Source organism: Glycomyces niveus (assembly GCF_017592475.1).
Classification (GTDB): domain Bacteria; phylum Actinomycetota; class Actinomycetes; order Mycobacteriales; family Micromonosporaceae; genus Glycomyces; species Glycomyces niveus.
Genome location: NZ_JAGFNP010000001.1, coordinates 237,546 through 253,217 on the forward strand (window position 1 = coordinate 237,546; position 15,672 = coordinate 253,217).

Consider the following 15,672-nt stretch of genomic DNA (forward strand, 5'->3'; position numbering starts at 1 on the left):
GGCCCAAAACCAATTTTCTTGCCTCCCGCCTGGGGCCCCCCCCGGGGGGGGGGGGGGCGGGCCCCCCCCGCCGGCGGGCGCCGCCCCGCCAAGATGTCCCGCCGCAGCAAGAAGGAAGCGCTGTACTTCTGGCTCTTCATCTCGCCGTGGCTGATCGGATTCGTCGGGTTCCTGCTCGGCCCCATGATCGCCTCGGTCTACATCTCGCTGACCGAATGGGACTCGTTCACCCCGCCCGAATGGGTCGGGCTGGAGAACTACAAGGAAGCGCTCACCGAGGACCCCGTCTTCTGGAAGGCCCTCTGGAACACCTTCTACTACGCGGCCATCTCGGTGCCGCTGGGCCTGGTCATCGGCACCTGGCTCGCCAACCTGCTCAACAAGCGGGTGCAGGGGCGCAAGCTCTTCCGCACCTTCATCTACCTGCCGACGCTCGTCCCGCTCGTCGCGACCGCGATGGTCTTCAAGATGGTCCTCGCGCCCTCCGGCCCGCTCAACGACCTGCTCGGCTGGTTCGGCATCTCGGGCCCCGACTGGCTCCTCGACGAGACCTGGGTCAAGCCCGCCCTGATCGTGCTCTCCGCGTGGGGCGCGGGCGGCGCCACGGTGCTCCTGCTCTCGGCCATGAACGGCATCCCGCGCGAGCTCTACGAAGCCGCCGAGATCGACGGCGCCGGATCGTTCCGCCAGTTCTGGTCGGTCACGTTCCCGCAGATCACCCCGGTGATCTTCTTCAACCTCATCATGGGCCTCATCGGCTCGTTCCAGATCTTCTCGCAGGTGTACATCCTCACCGCGGGAGGCCCGGACAACGCCAGCCAGATGATGGTGCCGCTCCTGTTCGAAGAGGCCTTCGGCTTCTACCACTTCGGTTACGCCTCGGCCGTGGCCTGGCTGCTGTTCGTGGTCATCATGCTCTTCACCGCGGTCGCGTTCCGCACGTCCCGCAAATGGGTGTTCTACGAGACGGAGGTGCGGTAATGGCCATCGCCGCCCAGATCCCCGCGACCGACGACGAGCCGGTCGGCAAGGGCCCCAAGAAGGACCAGGCCGACCACGCGCAGCGGCGCCTCTCGGTCTTCAAGGCCTCGCCGGCCACGTACGCGGTCCTCATCGTCGTCTCGGCGCTGTTCTTCGTGCCGTTCATCCTGATGATCTCGATCGCGCTCGCCAGCGACCAGACCAGCGCCGCGAACGCGTTCACGGTCTTCCCGACCGAGTTCACCTGGACGAACTTCACCGACGTGTTCACCGCGACCGGGCTCCCCGTGGGACGGTTCATCACCAACTCGGTCCTCATCGCCACGCTCTCGGCGGTCGGCCAGGTGCTGTCGTCCTCGCTCGTCGGCTACGCCTTCGCGCGGCTGCGGGCCCCCGGCAAGGGCGTCATGTTCATGATCGTCCTCGCCACCATGATGATCCCCGCGCAGATCACGATGATCCCGCAGTTCCTGCTGTTCAAGGAGCTCGGCTGGGTCAACACGTACCTGCCGCTGATCATCCCGAACTTCTTCTCCAACGCCTTCAACGTGTTCCTGGTGCGGCAGTTCGTCTCCCGCATCTCAGGCGAGCTCGACGAGGCGGCCCAGGTCGACGGCCTCGGCTACTTCGGCGTCTACCGCCGGATCATCCTGCCGATGATGTGGCCGATCCTCACCGCGATCGCGATCTTCACGCTGACGCACGCGTGGGGCGACTTCATGGGCCCGCTCATCTACCTCAACGCCGAAGCGCAGATGCCGCTCGCCCTCGGCCTGCAGTACATGACCTCCACCAGCAACTCCCTGCAGCTGCCGCCGTGGAACCTCGTCATGGTCGGATCGATCATCCTGACCCTGCCGATGATCGTCATCTACTACCTCGGCCAGAAGTACCTGTACGAAATGAACCTCCAAGGTGGAAGTGCTGGTGTGAAGTGACTGATCTGTCCACCGCGACCGTCCGGCTCGGACGCTCTGGGCTCGTCCTCGACGACCGCGAGGAGACGCTGCTGTGCGCGTCGCTGTTCTACTTCCGGCTCCCCCGCGAAGTGTGGGAGGCGCGGCTCGCGCAGGTGCGCGCCACCGGTTACCGCGCGATCGACGTCTACCTCCCGTGGAACTTCCACGAGACCGCCCCGGGCGCATGGGACTTCGAGGGCCGCCGCGACGTCGGCGCGTTCCTCGACCTCGCCCACGCCGCCGGCCTCGCCGTCATCGCCCGCCCCGGCCCGTACATCTGCTCCGAATGGGACGGCGGCGCGCTGCCGTCCTGGCTCGCGCTCGAAGACGGACTGCAACTGCGCCAAGCGGAACCGAAGTTCCTCGCGCAGGTCGGCCGCTGGTTCGACCAGGCCATGCCGATCCTCGCCGAGCGCCAGTGGGGCCGCGGCGGCAGCGTGGTGGCCGTGCAGCTGGAGAACGAGCTCGACTTCTTCGACACGCACGACCGCCACGCCTACCTCACCGCCCTGCGGGACATGGCGCTCGGCCACGGCATCGACGTGCCGCTCGTCGCCTGCGCCGGGCAGGGCGACCTCATCGGGGCCACCGGCGGGGTCGAGGGCATCGCCCCGGCGTTCAACTTCTACCCCGACGACCGCTCGCCGTTCGTCGAGGCCGAAGTGCGCCGGTACGCCGACCTCGTGGGCGCCGAGGGGCTCCCGCTCCTCGTCACCGAGACCAACCGGGCGCACACCACGCTCCGGCGCCTCATGGCCAGCGGCGCGACCCTCCTCGCCCCCTACCTCCAGGCCTCCGGCTACGACTTCGGGTACACGCCCTCGACCGGCAACTGGGGCGACCCCGGCGGGTTCATGACCCACGACTACGACTTCGGCGGCTACCTGTCCCCGGTGGGCGAGGCCCGCGCCGAGTCGGCCGAGGCCCGCGTCCTCGCGGCCCTCGCCCGCACCCTCGGCCCGGCCCTGGCCCGCGCCACGACCGTCGAGGCCCACGGCATCAGCGCGGACGTGCCCACCAGCGCGTCCCCGTCGCAGCTCGTCCTGGACGGCGGCGGCACGCTGACCGGCGTCCCGAACCTCGGCGACGAACCGGGCACGGCCACCGTCGACGGCGTCTCGATCGCCCTGGCGCCCTTCTCGTGCGCGCTGGTCCTGCGCGACCTCCCGCTCGGGGGCTACGGCCTGCCCGGCACCCTGAAGTTCGCCTCGGCGGACCTCGTGGGCGCCGACGGCGGCCTCGAGTTCGCCTCCCGCGTCCCGAGCACCATCGTGCTCGAAGGCGCCGGCGGCGTGCAGGCCGTCGAGGTCGACGCGCCCCAGCGCGGCGGCTCGGTCGTCACCGAAGTCGCCTCCGGCCGGGACCGCTGGACCGTCGTGGTCCACCACCCCGAGGACGTGGCCGCGCCCGACGGCACCCCCGGCGTCATCTCCCCGGCCCTGCCCGAACCCGAGAGCCTCACCGCCGCGACCCGTCTCGACCTCGAGACCCGCGCCGGCGAGACCACGGCGCACGAACTGCCCCCGACCTCGGAGGCCGTCGGCGTCTACCGCGGCCGCACCCACTACGCGGCCTCGGTCGCGGGCGCGACCGAACTGCTCATCGAGGGCGCGGGCGACATCGTCGACCTCGCGCTCGACGGCACCGCGCTGCCGAGCTTCGCGCGCTTCGGCGCCACGGTGCGCGTCCCGGTCGACGGCGCCTCGCGGCTCGAAGCGACCGTGGAGACCTGGGGCCACGCGAACTTCGACGACTCGCGCCTGCCCGGCCTCGCGATCGGGTCGCTGCGCGGCCTCGGCCGCGTCTGGTCGATCGCCTCGAGCGAGGACGTCGCCTCACTGTGGACCGTCGACGGCGGCGCGCAGTGGGCCGGCGACCCCGCCCCCGTGCGGACCCTCGCGGGCTGGAGCAGCACCCGGATCGGACGACCGGCCACGTACCGGCGCGCCCTGCCCGTGGACGGCACCAGCCACTACGCGCTGCACCTCGCCGGGCTCCAGACCCCGGTCGAGATCACCGTCGACGGCGAATCGAGCATCGTGAGCCCGAACAATCCCTGGGTCCACTTCGGTCCCGATGAAGGCCGCGAGGTCGCGATCACCATGGCGCACTGGCCCGTCGACGGCGGCGGTGCGACGCTCCTGCGCCTCGAGGCTGTGCGAGACTGGCAGGTCGAGGCGCAGGCCGACCACGCCCTCCTGGCGCTGTCCGCGAAGGACAGCACCGGGACCGTGATCGAGCTGCCGCTCGAACTCGAAGCGGGGGAAGAGGTCTGGCTCGACGTGCCGGTCCCGGCCGGCGGCCGGTCCCTGCGGTTCGAGGGCGGGCAGGTGCGCGTCAGCGCGTTCGCGAACGGCGAACTGCTGGGGCGCGTGTGGCTCGACGACGCCGCCCGCCCGAAGTTCACCGGCGGGGACCCCGGGCGACTGTGGATTCCGGGATCATGGAACACCGGCGCGGTGCGCCTGCTGGTCCACGGCACCGCCGGCGGCGACCGGCCGCGCCTCGCGCGCGTCACCGCCGCCGCCTCCCCGGAATAGCACCCAACCAGGAGTCCACATGGCCGTCACCAGGCGCACCTCGCGCGACATCCGCAGCGAGTCGCGGCTCGACGTGCTGCACGCGCTGCTGGCGGCGGGCGAGGCGAGCCGCGGCGACCTGGCCGCCGAGACGGGCCTGAGCAACGCCACGGTCGCGACCGTGGTGAGCGACCTGCTCGAAGGCGGCATCGTCACCGAGGCCCGCCGCACCGGCGGGCGCATCGGGCGGCCGACGACCACGCTGCGGCTCAACGGCAGCCGCGGCCGGATCGTCGGCGTCGACGTCGCCGAGACGTACGTGCGGGCGACCGTGTTCGACTCGGCGCTCGACGAGCTCGCCTCCGCCGAGGTGGCGACCGACGAGCACCACGACGACCACGACTCCATCGCCGACGCCATCGTGGAAGCCCTCGACCGCGCTCTCGAACAGAGCGCGGCCGGGGGCGCCCCGGCGGGCCGCGACGACGTGCTCGGCGTGGGCATCTCGCTCCCCGGCGGCATGCAGCGCCGGGCCGAGGTCGCCGTCGTGGTGCCGAACGCGCCGTGGCTCCACGTCGACCGCCTCCGCGAGCGCATAGGCCTGCCCATGGTCGTCGACAACCCGCTCAAGGCCATCGCCACCGCCGAACTCTGGTTCGGCGCGGGCCGCCGCCACAAGAGCATGATCACCGTCAACCTCGGCACCGGCGTGGGCGCCGGGATCGTCCTCGAAGGCACGATCCTGCGCGGCGCCCAGAACGGCGCGGGGGAGTGGGGCCACAGCCTCCTCGCCCTCGACGGCCGCAAGTGCCGCTGCGGGCGCATGGGCTGCGTCGAGGCCTACGTGGGCGCGGCGGGCATCCAGCAGACGCTCGCCGCGATCGCCCCCGAGCACCCGCTGTCGTCGGTGCCGATGCAGCGGGAGTTCATCGGGGCGCTCGCGGCCGCGCTCGAACCGCCCGCGCACCCGGCGCTGGCCGAGACGCTGGAGCTCACGGCCCGGTACCTCGGCTCGGCGATCGCGGACCTGTGCGCGATCGTCAACCCCGAGATGATCACCCTGACCGGGTGGACGGCGTGGGCGCTGGGCGACCATCTCGTCCCGGCCGTGCGCCGCCGCGTGCTCGAGGAGGCCCCCGGCGACTCCGCCGCCGACCTCGCCATCGAGGTGTCCACGGTGCGCGGCAACTCGGTCGCCACGGGCATCGCCACGATCGCGTTGGAGCGCTTCCTCGGCGACGTGGGCCTCGTGACCACCCGGGTGCCCACCGCCATCTGACTCGCACCGTCGTTCGGGAAGCACTGTCGTTCGGGAGGCACTGTCGTTCGGGAGGCACTGTCGCACCCGGATGCGACACTGCGGGCATGGAGAAGTACGACGTCAAGAAGGCCCACAAGCAGCTGTACTCGCCGCCGCGCAACGCGTTCGCGGTCGTGGAGGTGCCCGAGTTCCGGTACCTGGCGGTGGACGGCAAGGGCGACCCGAACACCGCCGACTCGTACGCGCAGGCCGTCGCGGCCCTGTACGGGACGGCGTACACCCTCAAGTTCGCGAGCAAGAAATCCCTCCAACGGGACTTCGTGGTCGCCCCCATGGAGGGGCTGTGGCGCGCCGACGACCCGGCCGTGTTCCTCACCCGCGACAAGGGCGCGTGGGAGTGGACCATGATGATCAGCCAGCCGGAGTGGATCACCGAGGAGATGGTCGTGTCCGCCGCGGGCGAGGCCGCCGCCAAGCACCCCAACCCGGCCTTCGACGGGCTGCGGTTCGTGGCCTTCACCGAGGGCCTGTCGGTCCAGACCCTGCACATCGGCTCATACGACTCCGAGACGCCCGTGCTGCAGCGCCTTCACGAGCACTACCTGCCGTACAACAAGCTCGCCTTCAACGGCGACCACCACGAGATCTACCTCAGCGACGCCCGCCGCACCGCCCCGGCCAAGCTCAGGACGATCCTGCGCCAGCCGGTCAAGCGGGTGGAGTGAGCCGCCGGTCCCGGGGGTACCCCCGGGGCATGAAGTCACCGCTGGTCATGCCCGAGTCCTACTGGATCTCCTCGACCGAGGAGACGCACTACCCGGAGGTCGAAGGCCCGATCCGGACCGAGGTCGCCGTCGTCGGCGGCGGCATCACCGGCCTGTGCACCGCGTGGGAGCTCGCCCGCGCGGGCCGCTCGGTCGCCGTGGTCGAGGCCGACAGGATCGTCGCGGGCACCACCGGCAACACCACGGCCAAGCTCACCGCGCAGCACGGCAGCATCTACGCGCATCTGCGCGAGGCGTTCGGCGCCGACGCGGCCCGGCAGTACGCGGCCTCGCAGACGGGCGCGATCGAGCACGTGGCCGCCGTCGCCGAGGAGCTGGGGATCGACTGCGAGCTCGAGCGCGCGCCCTCGTTCGTCTTCACCGGTGCCGAGGACGGCGTCAAGAAACTGCGCAAGGAGGCCGAGGCCGCCCGCGACGCCGGCCTCGACGCCTCGTTCACGACCGAGACCGGCCTCCCGTTCGACGTCGCGGGCGCGGTCCGGGTCGAGGACCAGGCGCAGTTCCACCCGCGCCGGTTCCTGCTCGCGCTCGCCCAGGACCTGACCGCGCAGGGCGCGGCGATCTTCGAGCATTCGCGCGTGACCGGCCTCGAGACGAAGGACGGTGTCCACGTGCTCGAAGTCGCCGGCGGCGAGGTCCAATGCGAGCAGGTCGTGATCGCCACCCAGTTCCCGGTGATCGACCGGGTCAAGCTCTTCGCGCGCCTCACGCCGCGCCGCGAGCTCGTCGTGGCCGCCCCGATCGCCGCGTGCGCCGACCCCGGCGGGATGTACCTCACGTACGACGACAACCTCCGCTCGGTGCGCACCGCGCCGTACGGCGAGGACCGGCGGCTCCTCATCGTCACCGGCGAGAAGTTCACGCCCGGCGACCCCGACACCACCGGGCGGCTCGACCGTCTGAGCACTTGGGCCACCGAGCACTTCGACATCGGCGGCATCGAATACCGCTGGGCCGCGCAGGACTTCACGACCACCGACCGCGTGCCGTTCGTCGGCGCCCTGTCCGGCGAGGACGGCGTCTACGTCGCCTGCGGTTTCGGCGGCTGGGGGATGACCAACGGCGTCGCCGCCGCGCGGACCATCGCCGACACGATGGCGGGCTCGCCGCCGCCGTGGGCCGAGCTGTTCGGCCCCGGTCGGTTCCACCTCCTCAAGGAGGCCGGCCGCCTCGCCACCTCGGGCGCCAAGGTCGTGGGGCACTTCCTCGGCGACCGCCTCCCGCACGCCGCCCCGTCCGACCCGGACGAGCTCGAGCCCGGCCAAGGCGCGGTCATGCGCCTCGACGGCGGACTGCGGGCCGTCTACCGCGACGAGGACGGCGGCCTGCACGTCGTCTCGGCCACCTGCATGCACATGGGCTGCATCGTGGGCTTCAACGACGCCGAGCGCACCTGGGAGTGCCCGTGCCACGGCTCGCGGTACGCCACCAGCGGCGCCGTCCTGCAAGGCCCCACGACGAAGCCCTTGGAGCCGCACCCGCACCACTGAGCGGTGACCGGGTTCATTTTGCCGTCCGCGCCCGATCGGTATAGTTTCGGAAATTAGCGAAATGCCGAAAGGCGGTGGACGTGCTCGACGAGTGCAAGGCCCTCTCCAACGAGACGCGCCTGCGAATCCTCAACTGGCTCAAGGACCCCGAGGCCAACTTCCCGTGCGGTGACACCGCCGAGCTCGGCGTCTGCGTCGGGCTCATCCAGCAGAAGTCGGGCGCCTCGGCCTCCACGGTCTCCGCGCACCTCGCGATCCTCCAGCGCGCCGGGTTCCTCCAGGCCACCAAGCGCGGCCAGTGGATCTACTACCGCCGCGACGAGGAGCGCATCCGCGCGTTCACCGCAGACCTCCACAGCAGTCTCTAAGGAAGGCACCGAACATGGCCGTAGCCCTGTCGATCCTCGACCTGGCGCCGATCGCGCCGGGCCGGTCCGCGCGCGAGAGCCTCGCGGCGAGCGTCGAACTCGCCCGGGCCGCCGAACGCAGCGGCTACACGCGGGTCTGGTACGCCGAGCACCACAACATGCCGACCATCGCCTCCAGCGCCACGAGCGTCGTCATCGGGCACGTCGCCGAGCACACCGACACCATCCGCCTCGGCGCGGGCGGCATCATGCTGCCCAACCACTCCCCGCTCGTGATCGCCGAGCAGTTCGGCACCCTCGAGACCCTCTTCCCCGGCCGCATCGACCTCGGCCTCGGCCGCGCCCCGGGCACCGACCGCGAGACCATGCGCGCCATCCGCCGCGACGCGACCTCCGCCGACACGTTCCCGCAGGACGTGCTCGAACTCCAGGCCTACCTCAAGGGCGAGTCGCGCGTCCCGGGCGTCCAGTCCGTGCCCGTCCCCGAGGGCGAGGTGCCGCTCTACCTCCTGGGCTCCTCGCTGTTCGGCGCGCAGCTCGCCGCCCAGCTCGGCCTGCCCTACGCGTTCGCCTCCCACTTCGCGCCCGACGCCCTCTTCGAGGCCGTCGCCGCCTACCGCGAGGAGTTCCGTCCCTCCGAGCAGCTCGCCGCCCCGTACGTCATCGCGGGCGTGAACGTCTTCGCCGCCGAGAGCCGTGAGCAGGCCGAGGCCCAGCGCGAGACCGCCTACCGCAACCGCGCCCGCGGCTTCATCTCCCGCGGCGGCCAGGGCCGCGAGTACACCGATGCCGAGATCGACGCGTTCCTCGCCTCCGCCGGCGGCCGCCAGCTCACCGCCATGACCAAGTACACCGCCACCGGCACCGCCGAGGACGTGCGCGCCTACCTCGAGGACTTCGCCGCGAAGGTCCGCGCCGACGAGCTCATCACCGCCCACTACGCCCCCGAGGTCCCCGAACGCATCCGCTCGGTCGAACTCACCGCCAAGGCCATGATCCGCTGACGCGAAAAGGGGTCCGGCGCGAACGCCGGACCCCTCATGCTGGCCCGCGTGCAGGACCTGATATCAGCCGTCACGGCTCGCGACTGGCGTGAACCGGCACCTCAATTGCCCCAACTTGCGCGGGATTGCCGCAAGGCAAGCCGTGAGCAGTCCGTGATCGCCTCGCGACCGAAGGGTACGAGCGGCTACTCGAGGCGGCCCGGACCGGGGCGTGCAAGAAGCGTCTGGCGGTCGAGTTCGGCATCAGCCGCCGCTGCATCGAACGGATGATTTCGGCCGAAGGATGATCATGAAGTGAACCCTTCTCAGTCTGGGTCTGTCGGGAGCGGGATGCCCAATCGTGCCGACCCGGAATGCTCGCATTACAGGACAAATGCCCGTGCCTTCGCGCAGCGCCCCGAGTCATGGTAATGCTGGAGATGACCGGTTCCAGTGACCGCACACAACTGGCGAGAGGAAAGGGCCGTGGGCGATTCGAAGGCCGGCAGCGACTTCGCCGAGCTGTCACGCAGGGTCCGAGCAGTCGGCCTCATGAGCCACCGCCCCGGCTACTACACGCTCCGGTTCATGCTCGTCGGCGCCGTGTTCGCAGCCTCCTGGACGGGCTTCGTGCTCATCGGCGACACCTGGATCCAGATGCTCATGGCCGTGTTCATGGCCATCGTGAGCGCCCAGGTGGCGCTGCTGGGCCACGATCTGGCCCACCGTCAGGTCTTCCGGGGTCGCGCCGCCACTGAGCGGGCGGGCTGGTTCACCGGCAATCTGGCCAACGGCATGGGTTACGGGTGGTGGACCGAGAAGCACAACCGCCACCACGCCAACCCCAACCACGAGGAGCTCGACCCGGACGTCTCACCGGGCTTGTTCGTGTGGACGGAGCGTCAGGGGCGCGCTGCCCAAGGCGTGAGCCGGTTCTTCATCAAGTACGAGGCGCAGCTGTTCTTCCCGGCCCTGCTCTTCGAGGGCTTCAACCTCAACTGGTCGGGCATCAGATCGGTCCTCACACCGGGCCTCAGGAACCGAGGCGTGGAGGCGGTGCTGCTCGCGGCGCACTTGGCCGCCTATCTCACGGCCGTGTTCCTGGTGCTCTCACCCGGCAAGGCGATCGCGTTCATCCTGGTACACAAAGCAGTCTGGGGCGTGTACATGGGCTCGGTCTTCGCCCCCAACCACAAAGGAATGCCGACGCTGACGGGCGACACCGAGCTGGACTATCTGCGCAAGCAGGTGCTGACCTCCCGGAACGTCAAGGGCGGCTGGTTCACCAACTTTGCCCTCGGCGGCCTGAACTACCAGATCGAGCACCACCTGTTCCCCGGTATGCCGTCGGTGCACCTGGGACGGGCTCAGCCGATCGTGCGCGACTTCTGCGCCGAGAAGGGCATCCCTTATCGCGAGACCGGCCTGATCCAGTCCTGGCGCGAAGCCCTTGCCCAGCTGCACCGCAACGGCGAACACCTGCGTCATCCTCCGCAAGGGCGCGCCACGTCCTCGGCCGGATGAGGCGGTATCGGATCGGTACGGCCATCGGGCTAGCGGTGCACTCACCGCAGTGCGGACCTGCCGCGTTCGGGCAGCCCGGCCGCGGCGTGTGTCAGGGCCTTCCTCGCCCCCTCCACGCGGCCGTCGCACGATGCAGGAGTGTCTCCGGCTTTCGGCGACGGCTGATCTGCACCATGACTATGGCGACCGCCGCGATCCCGACCGCTACCGACCCGACGAGGAGCGGGAGCGCCGATCGCAGGAGGTCACTTCCGCTGCGATGGCCCTCAGGTCCCTCGTCGTGCCAGTGCTCTGGCGCCGACGGCTCGCCATCGGTCTCTGGGTGCTTCGTCGGTTCGCTCGCTGTGTCCATGGGGCCGTCTCCTCTTGATGCGGGTGTGGAGTCATGCCCCTTGAGGGCGAAGCGAAACCACGCCCTGAACGCACGGACGCTGCGATCAAGCCGAACGGCGGCCGGCGCGACGCCTGATGAGCCCGAAGACGAGGGTGCCGATGAACAGCACGATACCGACGACGGCCAACCAAAGCAGGCCCTCGATAGCGAACCCGAGGATCGCGAGCAGAACCCAGGCGACGATCAAGATCCAAAGAACTGTAGCCATATCCCGATCGTATGCCTGCGAACAGCGCAAATGGCCGGAAAGTGAAACAAACTTTCAACAGCGGAGCGCTCGGCGCTCGGTTCCAGAAATGGCTTCGCTTCCGATCCGTGGCGCTCTCGATGTACACCGGGTCCGTACTGAGGAAGCGCGACCGCAACGAATCCGAAAGATATTCACAAACATGAATAGCGGTGGGTGCTACAGGGATCGAACCTGTGACCACCTCGTTGTAAGCGAGGTGCTCTACCGCTGAGCTAAGCACCCGGAGGGCGCGCGGAAGCGCGCCGAGCCTGAGAAAGGGTACCTGAACGCGGACTTGGGCGCGAGTGCCGGGTGCTGGACGCGTCCCGCATCGTGGGCGCGGGACGAGGCGTGCGGCACAGACCGGAATTCAATGGAAGCTTCAACTGTTGGGGAGTTCGTGGAAAAACTTCGCGTGGACATCTGGTCCGACATCGCCTGCCCGTGGTGCTACGTGGGCAAGGCCCGGTTCGACAAGGCCGTGCAGCAGCTGGAGGGGAAGGTCGACGTCGAGGTCCGTCACCGGTCCTTCGAGCTCGACCCGCACCGCGAGCCGGGCGACACCGCCCCGGTCGTCGACATGCTCGTCAAGAAGTACGGCATGAGCCGCGCCCAAGCGCAGGCCGGCGAGTACCGGCTCAAAGACCTCGCCAAGGCCGAAGACCTCGACTACCAGGCCGAAGGCCGCGACCACGGCAACACCTTCGACCTGCACCGGATCCTCCACCTCGCCTCGGAGCGGGGCCTGGAGGCCGAGGCGTGGCAGGCGTTCTATGTCGCGAACTTCGCCGACGAGGCCTCGATCTTCGACCGCCAGCGCGTGATCGACGTGGCCGTGGGAGCCGGGCTCGACAAGGACGAGGTCGTCGCCGTGCTCGACGAACCCGAGGCCTACCGCGAGGCCGTGCGCGCCGACGAGGCCGAGGCCGCCGCGCTCGGCGCCACCGGCGTCCCCTTCTTCGTCGTCGACGAGAAGTACGGCGTCTCCGGCGCCCAGCCCACCGAGCTGTTCGCCGAGGTCCTCGAGAAGGCTTGGCGCGAAAAGCAACCCGCGATCACCACGATCTCCGGGGCCGAGGACGCCGAGGCGTGCGGCCCGGACGGCTGCGAGATCTAGGACGGGTTCAGGCGTAACTCGCGAAACCCTCACGAACGGGCACCTTCGGGAATATCCTGAGGCGAATTCCGCTCGATCGAGGAGGCGATAGCCATGCCGATGGACCGCGAGACGCAACTCAGGCTGGTGAAACTGCGCGACGACACCGGCGTGCTCTCGCTCTACGTCAACGCCGACCCCCGGCAGGAAGGTTCCACACCGCCCTGGAAGACCCGGCTCGACCAGGGCCTGAAGCAACTGCTCGAATCCGTCGACAACGGCACCCGCTCCGGGCTCGGCCGCCGGCTCGAGGAGATGAAGCTCGACCTCGAGCAGCTCGTCCGTCCCGGCGCGCCCGGGATCGGCCGCGCGCTGTTCGTCGGCCTCGCCAGCGGCCAGACCTACCGCGTCGAGATGCAGACGCCGCTGACCGACCGGATCGCCCTCGCCCCCCGCTCCCACATCGCCCCGATGTTCGGCGCCTGGGCCGAGGGCTCGCCGACCGGCATCGCCGTCGTCGACGGCAAGGGCATGCGCCTGCTCGACAGCCGCTTCGGCAAGTGCGAGGAGGTCTCCGGGCTCCACTTCGAGCTCGACACCGCCGAATGGCGGGTCATGAAGGGCCCCAGCGCCACCCGCAGCGCCTGGGGCGGGCGCGACGGCATCAGCGCGAACAACCAGCACGACCTGTTCGACTACCGCATCGCCGAGCACCTGCAGAAGTTCCTCGCCGCCGCGCACTCCACCCTGGAGGAGCACGTGGCGACGTTCGGCTGGGAGCTGCTGGTCATCTCCGGCGAGCCCGAGCTCGTCGAGGCGTCCACCAAGTCCCTGCACAACGGGTTCAAAGCCCAGGTCGTGCCCTCTCAGCTGGTGCTGAGCCAGTCCACGCCCGCGCAGGTCCAGCAGGCCCTCGCGCCCGAGATCGCGGCGGCGCGGGCGGCCCGCGACGCCCAGTTGATCGCCGAATTCAACGAGTCCCCGCGCAAGACGGTCGCGGGCTCCGAGGCCGTGATCGACGCGCTCCAGGGCGGCCGGGTCGACCGGCTCGTCATGGAGCGCGACTCGGTGTGGAGCGGCCGCCGCATCCCCGACGGGACGGTTCTCGCCGACTCGATCGCGCCGGGGGAGCCCGAGGTCGCCGCGGCGATCGCGGACGCCCAGCTCGGCGAGGCGATGATCGAGATGGCGCTGGCCTCCGACGCGAGGGTGTCGATCCTCAGCGACGGCGTCCGGCTCGACGAGCAGGCGGGCGGGGTCGGCGCGTTCCTGCGCTGGTGACCACCGCTGGAGCCGATAAGTTAGGTTATGCTAACCTTTCTTTGGCAGTACGAACCAGGGCCGCGGGTCTCTCACCTCCCGCGGCCCTGAGCCGTCCCCGGCTTCTTTTATCTCCTGGATCACAAAGCGCCCGTTGGGCTTCCCTTCGGGCGCTCTTTGCCCTACCTTGAATTCATCAGGTGATGAATTAATTGCCTCGCACCCCCAGTGAAGGAGAGCGGCATGTCAACGCAAGCCGAAGTCATCGTCGTCGGAGCCGGGCCCACCGGCCTGCTCCTGGCCGGTGACCTCGCCGAAGTCGGCGTCAACGTCATCGTCCTCGAAGGACGCGGTGAGAAGATCTCGAACCTCTCCCGGGCCTTCGGCGTCCACGCCCGCACCCTCGAGGAGTTCGACGCCCGCGGCCTCGCCGAAGAGCTCATCGCCTACGGCGGCGCGCAGCTACCCGGCATCCGCCTGTTCAACCGCGTCACCCTCCACCTCGCCGACCTCGAGACCCGCTTCCCCTACCTCCTCATGACCCCGCAGTACAATGTGGAGGCAGTGTTGCGGCGCCGCGCCCTCGCCGCCGGGGCCGCGATCCTCTACGACCGCAAGGTGACCGGACTCGAGCAGGCCGGAGGCCAAGTCACCCTGCACACCGAGGCGGGGGACTACACCGCCTCCTACGTCGTCGGCGCGGACGGCGTCAAATCCGCCGTGCGGCAGGCGATCGGCATGCCCTACCCCGGCGAGGCCGTCCTGAAGTCGATCATGCTCGCGGACGTGAAGCTCGCCGAACCGCCCGCCGAGAGCCCCGCCATCCAGGGCATCAACGGCGCCTTCTGCTTCGTCGCCACCTTCGGCGACGAGTACTGGCGCGTCTTCGCCTGGAACTCGGCCGACCAGAAGGGCGACGACGAGCCGATCGAACTCGACGAGGTCAAGGAGGCCGCGCGGCTCGCCTTCGGCACCGACTTCGGCATGCACGACCCCCGCTGGATCTCCCGCTTCCACTCCGACGAGCGCCAGGTCCCGAACTACCGCGACGGCAACGTCTTCCTCGCCGGCGACGCCGCCCACTGCCACTCCCCGGCGGGCGGCCAGGGCATGAACACCGGCCTCCAGGACGCCGCCAACCTCTCCTGGAAGCTCGCCGCCGTCCTCAGGGGCGCCGACCCGGCCCTCCTCGACACCTACAACGGCGAACGCCACCCCGTGGGCAAGGCCGTGCTCCGCTCCAGCGGCGCCATCATCCGCCTCGCCGCCGAGCGCTCGAAGATCAAGGCCGCCATCGGCGGGCTCGCCGCCGCCACCGCCCTGCACATCAAGCCGATCGAGGCCAAGGCGATGGGCATGATCTCGGGCGTCGGCATCCACTACGGACACGAGAAGGGCGAGGACGCCCTCGTCGGCCACCGCGCCAACGACATCGCCCTCGCCGACGGCACCCGCCTCTACGAGGCCCTGCGCGGCGGGAAGTTCGTGGTCCTCGACAGCGCCGAGTCCTACGCGGCCGGCTTCGTGGCCGACGCCGACTCGGCCGCCCCCGACGGCATCGTCAAGATCGTCCGCCCCGACGCCTACATCGGCTGGGCCGGGGAGGACGACCCTGCCGCGATCCGCGCCTACCTGGAGACCTGCGCGGGCAAGAGCTGACACCGGACACCACCACGACGGCGGCGGGCCACCCGGCCCGCCGCCGTCCCCGCGTCCGCCGCTTGAGGACGGTCGGCGGCACCGGGGCGAGGGGCGGGCGTTCCACATGGGGCCGAGGTGCATTCATCGCGTGTTCACCGGTTGAGGGTGTTCGGAACGCGGCA

At 70.1% G+C, this 15,672-nt stretch carries 13 protein-coding genes and 1 tRNA gene; 12 read left to right on the plus strand and 2 right to left on the minus strand.

What is annotated here, in order from left to right:
- The first annotated feature begins 93 nt into the window (after positions 1-93).
- The 9 genes from J5V16_RS01120 (at position 94) to J5V16_RS01160 (ending at position 10,870) form a co-directional block, all read left to right on the plus strand.
- Complete coding sequence (locus tag J5V16_RS01120) at positions 94-981, plus strand: carbohydrate ABC transporter permease (protein WP_208494116.1); 888 nt, start codon at positions 94-96, stop codon at positions 979-981.
- The gene (locus tag J5V16_RS01125) at positions 981-1,919 is read left to right on the plus strand and encodes a carbohydrate ABC transporter permease (protein ID WP_208494117.1); all 939 of its coding nucleotides are present in this window, start codon (positions 981-983) and stop codon (positions 1,917-1,919) included. Before J5V16_RS01120 ends, J5V16_RS01125 begins: the two co-directional genes overlap by 1 nt.
- The gene (locus J5V16_RS01130) at positions 1,916-4,480 is read left to right on the plus strand and encodes a beta-galactosidase (RefSeq protein ID WP_208494118.1); all 2,565 of its coding nucleotides are present in this window, start codon (positions 1,916-1,918) and stop codon (positions 4,478-4,480) included. The genes J5V16_RS01125 and J5V16_RS01130 overlap by 4 nt, the downstream gene beginning before the upstream one ends.
- A gap of 19 nt (positions 4,481-4,499) precedes the next feature.
- Entirely contained in the window at positions 4,500-5,738 is a 1,239-nt protein-coding gene (locus J5V16_RS01135) for an ROK family transcriptional regulator (RefSeq protein ID WP_208494119.1), read from the plus strand.
- 86 nt (positions 5,739-5,824) lie between these two features.
- Positions 5,825-6,445, plus strand: coding sequence for a GyrI-like domain-containing protein (locus J5V16_RS01140; protein WP_208494120.1), 621 nt, complete (start codon positions 5,825-5,827; stop codon positions 6,443-6,445).
- A 29-nt stretch (positions 6,446-6,474) separates the two neighbouring features.
- Positions 6,475-7,995 carry an FAD-dependent oxidoreductase gene (locus J5V16_RS01145; protein ID WP_208494121.1) on the plus strand — a complete coding sequence of 507 codons (1,521 nt, stop codon included), beginning with the start codon at positions 6,475-6,477 and terminating at the stop codon, positions 7,993-7,995.
- 74 nt (positions 7,996-8,069) lie between these two features.
- Entirely contained in the window at positions 8,070-8,363 is a 294-nt protein-coding gene (locus J5V16_RS01150; RefSeq protein ID WP_408612353.1) for an ArsR/SmtB family transcription factor, read from the plus strand.
- A 14-nt stretch (positions 8,364-8,377) separates the two neighbouring features.
- The gene (locus J5V16_RS01155) at positions 8,378-9,367 is read left to right on the plus strand and encodes an LLM class flavin-dependent oxidoreductase (protein WP_208494123.1); all 990 of its coding nucleotides are present in this window, start codon (positions 8,378-8,380) and stop codon (positions 9,365-9,367) included.
- 465 nt (positions 9,368-9,832) lie between these two features.
- Complete coding sequence (locus tag J5V16_RS01160; RefSeq protein WP_307792830.1) at positions 9,833-10,870, plus strand: fatty acid desaturase family protein; 1,038 nt, start codon at positions 9,833-9,835, stop codon at positions 10,868-10,870.
- A 437-nt stretch (positions 10,871-11,307) separates the two neighbouring features.
- On the opposite strand, the gene J5V16_RS01165 is transcribed toward J5V16_RS01160, so the two are convergent.
- Together J5V16_RS01165 and J5V16_RS01170 are read right to left on the minus strand one after the other, a co-directional pair.
- Positions 11,308-11,451 carry a hypothetical protein gene (locus J5V16_RS01165; protein WP_208494124.1) on the minus strand — a complete coding sequence of 48 codons (144 nt, stop codon included), beginning with the start codon at positions 11,449-11,451 and terminating at the stop codon, positions 11,308-11,310.
- Positions 11,452-11,664: 213 nt separating this feature from the next.
- Positions 11,665-11,736 (minus strand) — tRNA-Val (locus tag J5V16_RS01170).
- Positions 11,737-11,866: 130 nt separating this feature from the next.
- Here J5V16_RS01170 and J5V16_RS01175 point away from each other — a divergent pair.
- The 3 genes from J5V16_RS01175 to J5V16_RS01185 all read left to right on the plus strand — a co-directional run bounded on the left by J5V16_RS01175 (position 11,867) and on the right by J5V16_RS01185 (position 15,508).
- Positions 11,867-12,610 carry a DsbA family oxidoreductase gene (locus J5V16_RS01175; protein ID WP_208494125.1) on the plus strand — a complete coding sequence of 248 codons (744 nt, stop codon included), beginning with the start codon at positions 11,867-11,869 and terminating at the stop codon, positions 12,608-12,610.
- A gap of 93 nt (positions 12,611-12,703) precedes the next feature.
- The gene (locus J5V16_RS01180; RefSeq protein ID WP_208494126.1) at positions 12,704-13,870 is read left to right on the plus strand and encodes a VLRF1 family aeRF1-type release factor; all 1,167 of its coding nucleotides are present in this window, start codon (positions 12,704-12,706) and stop codon (positions 13,868-13,870) included.
- Positions 13,871-14,092: 222 nt separating this feature from the next.
- A complete protein-coding gene (locus tag J5V16_RS01185; RefSeq protein WP_208494127.1) occupies positions 14,093-15,508 on the plus strand; it encodes an FAD-dependent monooxygenase in 1,416 nt (471 codons plus the stop codon).
- The last annotated feature ends 164 nt before the right edge of the window (positions 15,509-15,672 follow it).

Excerpts from the sequence above, each read along its gene's own strand:
- J5V16_RS01120 (WP_208494116.1), top strand. The coding sequence starts at position 94 with ATGTCCCGCCGCAGCAAGAAGGAAGCGCTGTACTTCTGGCTCTTCATC.
- J5V16_RS01135 (WP_208494119.1), top strand. The coding sequence starts at position 4,500 with ATGGCCGTCACCAGGCGCACCTCGCGCGACATCCGCAGCGAGTCGCGG.
- J5V16_RS01185 (WP_208494127.1), top strand. The coding sequence starts at position 14,093 with ATGTCAACGCAAGCCGAAGTCATCGTCGTCGGAGCCGGGCCCACCGGC.
- J5V16_RS01145 (WP_208494121.1), top strand. The coding sequence starts at position 6,475 with ATGAAGTCACCGCTGGTCATGCCCGAGTCCTACTGGATCTCCTCGACC.
- J5V16_RS01180 (WP_208494126.1), top strand. The coding sequence starts at position 12,704 with ATGCCGATGGACCGCGAGACGCAACTCAGGCTGGTGAAACTGCGCGAC.
- J5V16_RS01125 (WP_208494117.1), top strand. The coding sequence starts at position 981 with ATGGCCATCGCCGCCCAGATCCCCGCGACCGACGACGAGCCGGTCGGC.
- J5V16_RS01155 (WP_208494123.1), top strand. The coding sequence starts at position 8,378 with ATGGCCGTAGCCCTGTCGATCCTCGACCTGGCGCCGATCGCGCCGGGC.
- J5V16_RS01175 (WP_208494125.1), top strand. The coding sequence starts at position 11,867 with ATGGAAGCTTCAACTGTTGGGGAGTTCGTGGAAAAACTTCGCGTGGAC.
- J5V16_RS01140 (WP_208494120.1), top strand. The coding sequence starts at position 5,825 with ATGGAGAAGTACGACGTCAAGAAGGCCCACAAGCAGCTGTACTCGCCG.